Here is a 10,899-nt window from a genome sequence, read left to right as displayed (position 1 = left end):
GGGTTTCGGCGATCGACTGCTGCTGTCGCAGGATGTCTTTCTCAAGATCATGCTCACCCGCTATGGCGGCTTCGGCTACGGCTACATTCTCAAGCATTTCCTGCCGCGGCTGAAGCGGCACGGCGTCGACCAGGCGGCGATCGACCGCATGCTGATCGACAATCCCAGATCCGTTTTTTCCGCCGCGCAGCCTGCCGCCGGCCAGTCGTTCAAGGAGTCCCGATGACCAAGAAGAAAGTGCTGCTCGCCGGCGAATCCTGGGTTTCGACCGCGACCCACATCAAGGGTTTCGACCAGTTCCCGACCGTCACCTACCACACCGGCGCCGACGAGCTGCTGAAGGCGCTGAAGGACAGCCTCTTCGATGTTACCTTCATGCCGGCGCATGAGGCGCAGAAGGAGTTTCCGAACACGCTGGAGGGCCTGCAGGCCTATGACGCCATCGTGCTCTCCGATATCGGCGCCAACACGCTGCTCTTGCATCCTGACACCTGGATCCACTCCCGCCGCACGCCGAACCGCTTGAAGCTGCTGCGCGACTACGTTTCCAAGGGCGGCGCGCTCCTGATGTTCGGCGGCTACTATTCCTTCCAGGGCATCAATGGTGGCGCGCGCTTCCGCAACACCGCCGTGGAGGAGGTGCTGCCTGTCGCCTGCCTGCCGGTCGACGATCGGGTGGAAGTGCCGGAAGGGTTTACGCCCGTTGTTTCCGGCGATGCCACCCATCCGATCCTCGCCGGTCTTTCTGGCGAGATGCCCTACCTGCTCGGCTTCAACGAGGTGACGCTGAAGGACGGTGCCAATCAGCTGATGACGGTTTCTTCCGAATACGGTTCGTTGCCGCTGCTCGTCACCGGAACCTACGGCGAGGGCCGCACGGTGGTCTGGACCTCCGACGTCGGCCCGCACTGGCTGCCGCCGGAATTCATCGCCTGGCCGGGCTACAAGACGCTGTTCGAGCAGATGCTCGCCTGGGCGACGGACTGACCAGAGCTTCGGAGACGCCCATGACCATTCACGTCGTCGGCAATGTTTGCGTCGATACGAGCTTTCGCCTTGAACGGCTGCCGCAGCCGGGCGAAACGCTGAACGCCTTTGCGACCGGCAAGGGCGCGGGCGGCAAGGGGGCGAACCAGGCCGCCGCGGCGAGCCGCACGGGGGCGGAGGTCACCTTGTGGGCGGCGGTGGGCAAGGATGCGGCAAGCGAATGGATTGAGCGGGTGCTTGCCACCGAAGCCCCGGTGCTCCGGCTGTGCCACCTCGATCTGTTGTGCGATCGATCGGTGGTCATGGTCGACCGGTTCGGCGAAAACGTCATCGTTACGGCGGCAGACTGCGCGCAGGCTTTCGATCCGCTCGCCATGACCATGCTCGGGGAAACATGGCGGTCCGGTGACATGCTGCTGATGCAGGGAAACCTTGGCTCGGCAGTGACGGCGGCTTGCGTCAGGGCCGCGAGGGAGGCGGGGCTTGTCACCGTCCTCAATCCGAGCCCGCTTCCCACGGAGCCGCTCGATCTGACGACGGTTTCGCTCCTCGTCGTCAACCGGCCGGAGGCCGAGGCGATGACGGGCGAGGCCGATGCCGAATGCGCGGCGCGCCGGCTGCTCGCAATGGGGGCTGGAAGCGTCATCGTCACCCTCGGCTCGGCAGGCGTTTTGCTTCTCGAAGAGTCCTGCGCGGGCTTTCGCATTCCATCGGAAGAGGTCGAGGCCGTGGACGCCAGCGGGGCCGGTGATTGCTTCGCCGGCACGCTCGCCGGGCTTGTCGCCCAGGGGTCGTCGCTGCGCAAGGCCGCAAAACTTGCGACGCAGGCGGCGGGCATTGCGGTCGGGCGCCCCGGCACGCTCGCTTCCTTCCCGACTCGGGCGGAGCTTTCCGCCCTGACCGAGACATTGAAACTGGATATGTGATTGCCATGAGCAACCCCATCGGACGGCAGGAAAACGATACACTGAAGACGCTTTTCGGGCGCAACAAGCCCGTGATCGGCGTTGTACACCTCATGCCGCTTCCCGGAGCGCCGCGCTATGATGGCGAGGGTGTGGAAGCGATCTACGAGCGTGGCCTTTTGGACGCGCGCGCCTATCTCTCCGGCGGCTGCGACGCCCTGATCGTCGAGAACCATGGCGACGTGCCTTTTGCCAAGCCGGAACAGATCGGCCACGAAACCCCTGCCCACATGGCTGTCATCGCCGATCGCATCCGCCGCGAATTCGGCCGGCCGATCGGCATTAACGTGCTCGCCAATGCGGCGATCCCAGCGCTCGCCATCGCCTCGGCCTCCTCGGCCTCCTTCATCCGCGTCAACCAATGGGCCAATGCCTATGTCGCCAACGAAGGTTTTATCGAGGGCGAAGCCGCCCGCGCGATGCGCTATCGCGCGCAGCTGCGCGCCCGCGGTGTCCGCATCTTCGCCGACGCCCATGTCAAGCATGGTGCACATGCCATCGTCGCCGACCGGCCGGTGGAGGAGCAGGTGAAAGACCTCGTGTTCTTCGACGCCGACGTGGTCATCGCCACCGGTCAGCGCACCGGCCACGCTGCTGATCTCGGCTATATCCGCATGATCAAGGAGGCGGCCTCGCTGCCGACGCTGGTCGGCAGCGGCGTTACCCATGACAACGCAAACGACATTCTCTCCGTTGCCGACGGCGTGATCATCGCGAGCGCCCTCAAATATGACGGCGTCTGGTGGAATGCAGTCGATCCGGCTCGCGTGAAGCGCTTCATCGCAGGCCTCGGCCGATGAACGTGCGGGCGGAGGTCAACGGCCCGCGCCTTCTGCAATCCGTCGCCGATTTCGCGGCGATCGGCGCAACGCCCGCCGGCGGCGTCAACCGGCAGGCCTTGACCGCCGAAGACCGCGCCGCCCGTCGACTGCTGGCCGAACGTGCGCTCGCCCGCGGTTTCAGCGTCTTTCAGGATGAAGCCGCCAACCTCTTCCTTCGCCGCGAGGGGCGGAACACGGCGCTTCCGCCGCTCCTTATCGGCAGCCACCTCGACAGCCAGCCCACCGGTGGCCGCTTCGACGGTGCGCTCGGCACGCTCAGTGCCTTCGAGGCCTTGGAAGCGCTCGCCGATGCCGGCATCGAGACGGATCGCGCCATCGAGGTCGTCGCCTTCACCAATGAGGAGGGAAGTCGCTTTTCGCCGGGATGCATGGGCTCCATGGCCTTCGCCGGCGCGGGAAATATCGCCGATTGGCACGGATCGGCCGCGACGGACGGCGCGCTCCTCGCCGATGAACTGGCGGCGACGCTGCAAGCTCTTCCTGAAGCCAAGCTGCGGCCTATCGGGCACGCCATTTCTGCCTTCGTCGAACTGCATATCGAGCAAGGCCCCATCCTCGAGCGCGAGGATGTGCCGATCGGCGTCGTCACGGCGGTGCAGGGCACGAAATGGCTGGAAGTCGTCTTTTCCGGCGAGGCTGCTCATGCCGGTACCACGCCGCTCGAATTCCGCAAGGATCCGATGGCCGCCGCGGCCGCCGCCATCGCGCGTATCCAGGACGGCGTCATGCCCGCCGATCCGGATGCACGGCTGACGGTCGGCCGCATTGCCGCCGAGCCAGGTGCCATCAACGTCATCCCGAACCGCGTCTCATTCACCATCGATTTCCGCCATCCTGACGCCGCAGCCCTCGCTGCGATCGAGCAGCGCGTACGGGAGGAATGCAAGGTCTCTGGCGCACGCTGGGATTGCGAGCCGACAATTCTTTCGCGCGCCAACATGGCTCCCGCCCGGTTCGCTCCCTCGGTCATAGGGGCCATAGAGGGCGCGTGTCAGGCTCTTGGCCTCCGCAATCGCCGAATCATCTCCGGGGCATTCCATGACGCGCTTTTCGTCAGTAAAGCGTCGCCTTCCGCTATGATATTTGTGCCCTGTCGGAAAGGTATCAGCCACAATGAGGCTGAATTTGTCGCCGACGACCACATTGTATTGGGCGCTCAAGTTCTGCTTCGCGTTGCCCAAAGGCTTTCAACATGAATGCAGGGCGCGCTTCCTGCGCGCGCTTCGGCGGCGAACTCCCTTGCCTGCAACACGGTCCGCGGCAATTGCAAGGTCCGGCGCTCGCTCCTTTCACGGCCCTTCATCGGCCCCTGCCGATATGCGGGCGCCGCAGTTCATGGAAGGCCACCAGATGACTCTCGTCACGGGTCCTTCAATAACCGTTCTTCCCTGGCTTTTCTGAAGTGGCGCCGACGCCGTGCAGCAGTTCATCGCGCTCGTGCGCCGCCTGTCTTGCGCCATTGACGATAAGCGATACGTCATTCGGCCCGATCACGAGACGGTAGCCGAGTGCCTTTAGATCGCTCTAGTCACGACCGGCGCCGAGAATGGTCGCAAGCATCCTGCCCTGGCGATCACACTCGGCCTCGACCTTCTTGATCAGGGCCTGCGGCTCGGGTTCCAGCATACGTTCCAGATGGCTGATCGAGCCGGAGAGGTCGTTGGGGCCGATGAAGATTGCATCGATGCCGGGGACGGCCGCGATCTCTGCGATATTCTCCACCGCGTCGACATGTTCGCACTGGATCATCAGCAGCAGTTCATGATGGGCCTCCTCAAGGGCGTAGCCGGAACGGGCGCCGAAGCCGGAGGCGCGCACGATGGGGGCGGCATATCCGCGGCTGCCGTGTGGCGGATAGCGGCAGAAGCCGGCGATCGCGCGCGCCTCCTGCGCGGAGTTGACGCGTGGCACGAGGATCGAGCGGAAGCCGCGATCAAGCGCCCGGTTCAGCATCCATTGCTCGGCATGCGGCACGCGCAGAATGACGTCGCCGCCGGCCGCTTCCACCGCGCGGGCAACGGCCACCCACTGCTCCAGGTCGCCGATGCCGTGCTCCCCATCGATCAGGATCACCGGCCAGCCATTGCGGACCATGGCCTCCGCGTTGTCGGGGGAGCCCATTTCCGACCAGGCTCCGGTAACGAATTCCCCGGCGAGAAGGCGTTGCTTGATGCGGTTCATGTGAATTGCCTCCAATTCAGGCGGGGGGCAGGTCGAAGACCTTGCCCGGATTGAGAATACCCTGCGGATCGAGCGCCTTCTTGAGCGTTGCCATGAGCGCGAGTTCGCCGGCGCTGCGCGTATAGGAAAGATACGGCTTCTTGACCGTACCGATCCCGTGTTCGGCCGAGATCGTTCCATCGAATTCGCGCACGGTCTCGTAGACGATGCGCGAAATCTCGGCGGACGGCTGCGGCGACGCACCTCGCTGCAGGGCGACAATGTGAATATTACCGTCGCCGATATGACCGTAATAGACCGACAGCATGCCGGGCAGGGCCTCCGCAAGGCGCGCGCGACATACATCGGCAAACGCGTCCATGCGGGCGACGGGCAGGCCGATGTCGAAGGCGACATGCGGACCCAGCACGGTCTGGAACTCGCCGGCGGCGTCGCGCGTGCGCCAGAACATCGCGACATCGGCCATGCTTTGCGAGATCGCCGCGTCCTCGATGAGGCCGGCCGCGAACTGGCTTTCCAGCCACTCCATGAAGCGCGGCCCGTCGACATCCTCCGACAAGCCCTGGACTTCGAGAAGCACGTAGAAGGCGTGCCTGCCTTCGATCGGTTTGCGAATGCCCTTGACCGTTTCCGTCGCCTCCCTCCAATAGTCCGGCCACATGACCTCGAAGGCGGAGAGGAGAGGACCGAGACCGCGGCGGGATGCGGCGAGCAGCGAGACGACCTGCTCGTAGCTGCCGACACCGCAGAGCGCCGCAAGCGTGCAGCCCGGACGCGGCTGCAGACGGAGAACAGCACGGGTTATGATGCCGAGCGTGCCTTCCGAGCCGATGAAGAGTTGTTTCAGGTCATAGCCGGCATTGTTCTTGATCATCTTGTTGAGGCTGGTGACGAGGGTGCCGTCCGCCAGCACATATTCTAGCCCCAGCACCATTTCACGCGCCATCCCATAGCGGATGACACGATTTCCCCCGGCATTCGTGCCCAGATTGCCGCCAATCAGGCAACTGCCGCGTGCGCCGAGATCGAGCGGCACGAAGAAGCCGGCCTCCAGTGCGGCCTGCTGGATGACTTCGAGCGGTGTGCCTGCCCTGACGGTCATGGTCGCGGCGGCCGCATCGATTTCCTCTATGCCCGAAAGCCGCTCCAGCGAGAGAACGACCGCTCCTTCAATGGGATGGGCGCCGCCTGCCAGTCCCGTCAACCCCCCTTGCGGGACCACCGCGACACCATGGTCGGCGCAGATCCGCATGGCGTCGGCCACACCTTCCGGCGTGTCCGGCCGGACCAGCGCTATCGGCCTGACGCGGGGCAGGAAACTCGTATCCGCCTCGTTGCGGGTGGGCACATCGGCGCCGGCAAGGTACGTGGCCGACGGGAAATGTGCCGCAAGTGCGGCGAGACAGGCGGTTTGGATCGGGGAAAGGTCAGCCATGAATGCACCTGAAGAGGGGAAAACCCCCGCCGCGGATCGCGGCGGGGGCATGTTCGACTATTGGCCGCGAACGGCCTTCAATTCGGCCATCAGCTTATCGAAGTTTTCCTGGCCGACGATCGGAATGGCGGATTCGTAGACCGGCGCCACGACATCGCGCAATCTGCCCATTTCCTCAGTCGAGAGTTCCGAGACTTCCATGCCGTGGGATTTCAGCTCTTCCAGCGCCTCGTTCACGGCTTCGCGGGAACGGGAGATCTGGGCGGCACGGCCCTCCTCGGCGCAGCTCTTGAGAAGAGCCTGCTCGTCGGCATTGAGCTCGTCCCACACCATTTTCGAGATCAGCACGGGTGTCGGCGAATAGGCATGGCGGGTGAGCGTCAGATATTTCTGCACCTCGTAGAAACGGCTGGCCTGGATCAGCGGAAGCGGGTTCTCCTGACCATCGACCGCCTTCGTCTCGAGCGCGGTGAACACTTCGCCAAAGGCCATGGGCACCGGATTGGCACCGAGCCGGCGGAAGGTGTCGAGGAAAATGTTGTTCTGCATCACCCGGAAATTCAGACCCTGGAAGTCGGCCACTGCCTTGATCGGGTGTTTGGAGTTGGTGGCGTTGCGGAAGCCGTTCTCCCAGATCGACAGGAGGATGAGGTCGTGCGCCGGCATTTTCGCGGCGACGTGTTCGAAGAAGGGGCCGGTCATGACGGCGTCCACTTCCGCGTCATTGGCGAAGAGGAAGGGCAGCTCGAAGGTGCTCATCGCCGGTTCGATGCCGCCGATGGCGGCCGCACCTGTGACGACCATTTCGAGTGAGCCCGAGCGGACCGACTGGGTGGCTTCGGCATCATCGCCCAGTTGGCCGTTGTAGAAGCCGCGGAGCTTCATGTTGCCGTCGGAGGCCTTCTCCATGCAGGCCGACATGCCCTTGACGCCGGCGGATACCGGATGATCCTCGGCGGCGCCGTTTGAGACCTTGAAGGTTCTGTTGCGCAGCTCCGCATTCGCGGGTGCGGCCGACAGGGCGGCTGCGAGCGTGAGCGCGGAGACCGCAAGCATGGCGATATGACGTTTCATCTTTGTATTTCCTCCCTTTTGAAAGACAAGTTGCGTGCGTATCGACCTGCCTGCGTCAGCGCAGCCAGGCCATCGGGGTCAGAACCAGCTCGGGAAACAGAACGAGCAGGAACATGACGAAGATCTGGGCGCCGAGGAACGGCAGGGATCCCACCATGACGCGGTGCATCGAGACCTTGGACACGCCGGACGCCACCGAAAGCACGATGCCGACGGGCGGGGTGACGAGGCCGATCGCGTTGTTGATGACGAAAAGGACTCCGAAATAGATTGGATCGATGCCCGCGGCGGTGACCACCGGCAGAAGGACCGGCGCCAGGATCAGGATCGTCGGGCCCATGTCGAGCGCTGTGCCGACGGCGAGGACCAGAAGCATGATGACAAACATCAGCAGCTTCGGATGGTCGATCAGGGGCTCGACAATGTCGAGCACGATGCCTGACAGGTCGGCGATCGAAATGAACCAGGACGTCGCCAGCGCGGCTGCAGCCAGAAGCATGACGACAGAGGTCGTCATTGCTGCATTTCTGAAGGCCTCGAACAACTGCGGCAGGGTCAATTCGCGGTAGATGAACAGTCCGACGAACAGTGCGTAGACCGCAGCAATCACCGCCGCCTCCGTCGGCGTGACCACACCGAACCGAATGCCGCCGAGAATGATCACCGGCAGGCCCAGCGACCACAGCGCCTGATGGGTCGCCGTCAGCCGCTGCCCCCAGCCCTGGCGCGGTATGGGCGCGACATTGTCGCGCTGGGCGACGATGAGCCAGGCAATGAGGGCACCGAGGCCCATCATGATGCCTGGTACGATACCGGCCATGAAGAGCTGGCTGATCGAAAGGTTCGTTGCGACACCGAGGATGATGTAGGCGATCGAGGGCGGGATGATCGGTGCGATGATGCCGCCGGATGTCATCAAGCCCACCGAGCGGGCTTCATCGTGTCCGGCGGCGCGCATCATCGGCAGGAGAATGGCGATGAGCGCCGCCGTGTCGGCCGCTGCAGAGCCGGAGAGCGAAGCCAGGATGATCGAGGCGAAGATCGCGACGACGCCGAGACCCCCGCGAAGGTGGCCGACGAAGGCCATCGCGAAGGCGATGATGCGCTTGGACATGCCACCCGCATTCATGAGCTCCCCGGCCAGCAGGAAAAAAGGAATGGCGAGCAGGGCGAAGCTGTTGGCACCGACAACCAGGCGCTGGGTGATGATCTGCGTGTCGAACATGTCGAGCGCGAAGCCCATGGCGACGGCGCAGATGATAAGCGCGAAGGCCACAGGCACGCCCGTGGCAAGGGTTGCTGCAAGCGTGACGAGGAAGATGACGAGAGTCATTCGTGGATCTCCCCGCCAACCGCCGGCAGATCGGTCATGCGACCGGTGATGTAGGCGATCATCCGGCAGGCGGCCATGAAACCGATGCAAAGGCTCATGGGCAACGCAACGCCGAAGAGCCAGCTCATCGTCAGGCCGGTGACCGGCGCGACGTTGGTGGCGTTCACCTTCCACTGCGTCACCGTACCAACGAGGATCAGCAGGCAGCAGGCGAGTATGAGGGCGTTGGCGATGGCGAGGAGGATCCTGCGGATGCGAGGGCCGACGGACACGACGAGAAGATCGAAGCCCATGTGCAGGTTGCGCCGCATGGCCGCGATGGAGCCGAGAAAGATCAGCCAGACGAAGAAAAAGCGCGACATCTCCTCCGAAATATCGATACCGGACTGGAACCCGTAGCGCAGAACGACATTGCCGAAGATCATGATGGTCATGCCTGCCAGAAGCAGGACCAGGAGCCATTCCAGTCCCCTGAAGAATAGGTCGATTGTCTGTTTCAAGTCCGTCCTCCCGAGATGCGGATCGTTTCTCCCGTGCTGTAAGGCGCGCCGAACAACAGCCAGATCGCCGCTTCCGCCACATCGCCCGGTGTCCCCAGCCTCTTCTGGGGAATGGCGGCCACGACCTCCCGCATGGCCGCCCCGGATGCGAAGACACCCTTCTGCATGTCCGTTTCGATGATGCCGGGCGCCAGCGCGTTCACCCGGATGTCCGGCGCCAGATCGCGCGCCATGGCGCGCGTCAAAGCCAGTATGGCGCCCTTGGTTGCGCCATAGACCGAAAGACCGGGGGCGCCGCCGTTGAAGCCTGCGATCGACGACATGTTGACAATGGCAGCGGAAGGGTGGGCACGGCGTGTCGCGAGAAAGGCGGACGTCGCAAGGAGCAGGCCACGGAGGTTGACCGAAAGCACCCGATCGACTTCGTCTGCATCCATCTGGTCGAATGCCATCTTCCTTCCGAGAATGCCCGCATTGTTGACGAGATGGGTGGGCGTCCAGTCGCCGGCGTGTTCCGCCGTTGCCGCCTTGATGGCCGCGGCGTCGGAGACGTCGATTGCGGAACCGCGGGCCGACGTGCCGAGAGTATGAAGGGCGGCGTCGAGAGCTGCGGCATCCGCATCGAAGAGAATGACGCGGTCACCACGGCTGACGACATTCCGTGCGATGGCGAACCCGATGCCGCGCGCCCCGCCGGTAATGAGCACGCACGCCCCGGTCATGCGCCGAACCTGTCGTCAAGCGTCCGGTGTTCGCCGAGGCCGACGACCGTCGAGAAATCGGCATAACTCATGACGGCGGGACCTCCGGCCGGCGTTCCGGCCGACTTCAGGTGCGCCAGCGCATCCGCCGCCGCACGAGCGGCGGCAAACAGCGTGGTGACGGCATAGAGGACGATGGAAAAGCCCATGTCCTGAAGATTGGAATGCGTGAGGGCGGAAGCCTCGTTGCCGTCGACGATCGACACGACCTTTGGTCCGTCAAGTGCGCGTGCGATTGTTTCCACCTCGGCGATGGTCTTGATGCCGTCGACGAAGACGAGATCGACACCGGCATCCTGATAGCGCTTCGCCCGGTTGATTGCCGCCTCCGCGCCAATGGCCGGCAGGGCATCCGTCCGCCCGATGACGACGAGGGGATGCGCGCCCCTGGCTTCGATGGCAGCCTTCAGCCGCAGTGCCGATTCCGCCGGTTCCATCAGTCTGATGCCCGAGAGTTGGCCGCAACGCTTCGGCGCCACCTGATCCTCCAGATGGAGGGCCGCGACGCCGGCCTGGATATACTCCTCGACCGTGCGCTTGATATTGGAGATGCCGCCGTAGCCTGTGTCGGCATCGGCGATCACCGGGAGGTCGACGGCGCGGACCGTGTTGCGCGCCTGTTCGGCCATTTCGGAAAGGGTAAGCAGGCCGATGTCCGGCTGTCCGAGCCGCATGGCGGTGGCGCCGAAGCCGGTCATGTAGACGGCCGGAAAGCCTGCCAGGGCCACGAGCCGCGCCGTAAAGGCGTCAGGCGCGCCCGGTGCCGCCACAAGGTCGCCCTGGCGAAGCAGGCCGCGCAATATTGAAGCGCCATCCTTCAT

General features: G+C 64.2%; 12 protein-coding genes. 5 read left to right on the top strand and 7 right to left on the bottom strand.

What is annotated here, in order from left to right; genetic code table 11:
• The 5 genes from LXM94_RS19075 to LXM94_RS19055 all read left to right on the top strand — a co-directional run.
• Positions 1–226: phosphotriesterase family protein (locus tag LXM94_RS19075; protein WP_456239089.1), on the top strand; the 226-nt coding region annotated here is incomplete at its 5' end.
• Positions 223–987 carry a glutamine amidotransferase gene (locus LXM94_RS19070; RefSeq protein WP_235773048.1) on the top strand — a complete coding sequence of 255 codons (765 nt, stop codon included), beginning with the start codon at positions 223–225 and terminating at the stop codon, positions 985–987. The genes LXM94_RS19075 and LXM94_RS19070, both read left to right, overlap by 4 nt.
• A 20-nt stretch (positions 988–1,007) precedes the next feature.
• Positions 1,008–1,913, top strand: a complete 906-nt coding sequence (locus LXM94_RS19065) for a ribokinase (protein ID WP_235773047.1) — start codon at positions 1,008–1,010, stop codon at positions 1,911–1,913.
• Between the two features lie 5 nt (positions 1,914–1,918).
• The gene (locus LXM94_RS19060; RefSeq protein ID WP_235773046.1) at positions 1,919–2,752 is read left to right on the top strand and encodes a BtpA/SgcQ family protein; all 834 of its coding nucleotides are present in this window, start codon (positions 1,919–1,921) and stop codon (positions 2,750–2,752) included.
• The gene (locus tag LXM94_RS19055; protein ID WP_235773045.1) at positions 2,749–3,990 is read left to right on the top strand and encodes a Zn-dependent hydrolase; all 1,242 of its coding nucleotides are present in this window, start codon (positions 2,749–2,751) and stop codon (positions 3,988–3,990) included. Before LXM94_RS19060 ends, LXM94_RS19055 begins: the two co-directional genes overlap by 4 nt.
• A 328-nt stretch (positions 3,991–4,318) precedes the next feature.
• Here LXM94_RS19055 and LXM94_RS19050 read toward each other — a convergent pair whose 3' ends face one another.
• From LXM94_RS19050 to LXM94_RS19020, 7 genes are read right to left on the bottom strand one after another with little or no spacing between them, the layout of a single operon-like run.
• On the bottom strand, positions 4,319–4,975 hold the full coding sequence (locus LXM94_RS19050) for an HpcH/HpaI aldolase family protein (protein WP_235773044.1): 657 nt from the start codon (positions 4,973–4,975) through the stop codon (positions 4,319–4,321).
• 16 nt (positions 4,976–4,991) lie between these two features.
• Positions 4,992–6,410 (bottom strand): FAD-binding oxidoreductase, encoded by a 1,419-nt coding sequence (locus tag LXM94_RS19045; protein ID WP_235773043.1) that lies wholly within the window; start codon positions 6,408–6,410, stop codon positions 4,992–4,994.
• Positions 6,411–6,467: 57 nt separating this feature from the next.
• Positions 6,468–7,484 carry a DctP family TRAP transporter solute-binding subunit gene (locus LXM94_RS19040; RefSeq protein WP_235773042.1) on the bottom strand — a complete coding sequence of 339 codons (1,017 nt, stop codon included), beginning with the start codon at positions 7,482–7,484 and terminating at the stop codon, positions 6,468–6,470.
• A gap of 55 nt (positions 7,485–7,539) precedes the next feature.
• Complete coding sequence (locus LXM94_RS19035) at positions 7,540–8,817, bottom strand: TRAP transporter large permease (protein ID WP_235773041.1); 1,278 nt, start codon at positions 8,815–8,817, stop codon at positions 7,540–7,542.
• A complete protein-coding gene (locus tag LXM94_RS19030; protein WP_235773040.1) occupies positions 8,814–9,317 on the bottom strand; it encodes a TRAP transporter small permease in 504 nt (167 codons plus the stop codon). Before LXM94_RS19030 ends, LXM94_RS19035 begins: the two co-directional genes overlap by 4 nt.
• On the bottom strand, positions 9,314–10,039 hold the full coding sequence (locus tag LXM94_RS19025) for an SDR family NAD(P)-dependent oxidoreductase (RefSeq protein ID WP_235773039.1): 726 nt from the start codon (positions 10,037–10,039) through the stop codon (positions 9,314–9,316). The genes LXM94_RS19030 and LXM94_RS19025 overlap by 4 nt, the downstream gene beginning before the upstream one ends.
• Positions 10,036–10,899 carry an isocitrate lyase/PEP mutase family protein gene (locus LXM94_RS19020; protein ID WP_235773038.1) on the bottom strand — a complete coding sequence of 288 codons (864 nt, stop codon included), beginning with the start codon at positions 10,897–10,899 and terminating at the stop codon, positions 10,036–10,038. The genes LXM94_RS19025 and LXM94_RS19020 overlap by 4 nt, the downstream gene beginning before the upstream one ends.

This window comes from Rhizobium alarense, assembly GCF_021555155.1.
Classification (GTDB): domain Bacteria; phylum Pseudomonadota; class Alphaproteobacteria; order Rhizobiales; family Rhizobiaceae; genus Rhizobium_D; species Rhizobium_D alarense.
Note: the sequence above shows the minus strand (reverse complement) of the source record. Positions and strands in the feature narration are given on the sequence as shown.

Coding starts and splice junctions, on each gene's coding strand:
- LXM94_RS19055 (WP_235773045.1), top strand. CDS start 2,749: ATGAACGTGCGGGCGGAGGTCAACGGCCCGCGCCTTCTGCAATCCGTC.
- LXM94_RS19045 (WP_235773043.1), bottom strand. CDS start 6,410: ATGGCTGACCTTTCCCCGATCCAAACCGCCTGTCTCGCCGCACTTGCG.
- LXM94_RS19050 (WP_235773044.1), bottom strand. CDS start 4,975: ATGAACCGCATCAAGCAACGCCTTCTCGCCGGGGAATTCGTTACCGGA.
- LXM94_RS19025 (WP_235773039.1), bottom strand. CDS start 10,039: ATGACCGGGGCGTGCGTGCTCATTACCGGCGGGGCGCGCGGCATCGGG.
- LXM94_RS19035 (WP_235773041.1), bottom strand. CDS start 8,817: ATGACTCTCGTCATCTTCCTCGTCACGCTTGCAGCAACCCTTGCCACG.
- LXM94_RS19065 (WP_235773047.1), top strand. CDS start 1,008: ATGACCATTCACGTCGTCGGCAATGTTTGCGTCGATACGAGCTTTCGC.
- LXM94_RS19040 (WP_235773042.1), bottom strand. CDS start 7,484: ATGAAACGTCATATCGCCATGCTTGCGGTCTCCGCGCTCACGCTCGCA.
- LXM94_RS19070 (WP_235773048.1), top strand. CDS start 223: ATGACCAAGAAGAAAGTGCTGCTCGCCGGCGAATCCTGGGTTTCGACC.
- LXM94_RS19020 (WP_235773038.1), bottom strand. CDS start 10,899: ATGAAGGATGGCGCTTCAATATTGCGCGGCCTGCTTCGCCAGGGCGAC.
- LXM94_RS19060 (WP_235773046.1), top strand. CDS start 1,919: ATGAGCAACCCCATCGGACGGCAGGAAAACGATACACTGAAGACGCTT.